The sequence below is a fragment of the Exiguobacterium sp. s102 genome, from assembly GCF_018618635.1.
In the GTDB taxonomy this organism is placed as follows: Bacteria; Bacillota; Bacilli; order Exiguobacteriales; family Exiguobacteriaceae; genus Exiguobacterium_A; species Exiguobacterium_A oxidotolerans.
The window spans coordinates 1-356 of the sequence record NZ_JACSML010000025.1; the positions used below are offsets into that span (position 1 = coordinate 1).

Genomic DNA, 356 nt, shown 5'->3' on the forward strand with positions numbered 1-356 from the left:
TCAAAAATCGTCGTGTCTTGGAAGCGTCGGACATAGTTTTTTCCGAAGGTTGAAAAATGAGGAACCTTTTCATCCAATCCAAGTCCTAGAAACCAACGATAGGCGACGTTCGTTTCGATTTCTTCGTCTTCCGCATAGAAGGAATACCGAATAAATATTGAAGGAGAGCCATCTTGATTAAGAGAACAGAATCCACGCTAGGTCTTCCGTTATTTTCACAGTATAACTTTTCAACCAATGGATAGATGAATTGAAAGTCCATCACCTGATCGACCTTGCGGACCAAGTGGTCCGCAGGAACCAATTGTTCGAGTGTGACCGTGATGTTTTCAGAACGATGGGGTTGATTTCGTTTT

1 pseudogene is annotated in these 356 nt (G+C 42.4%); it reads right to left on the minus strand.

What is annotated here, in order from left to right:
• A pseudogene (locus KNQ02_RS15705) lies at positions 1 to 325 on the minus strand (transposase); the annotation flags it as partial.
• Positions 326 to 356: the final 31 nt, after the last annotated feature.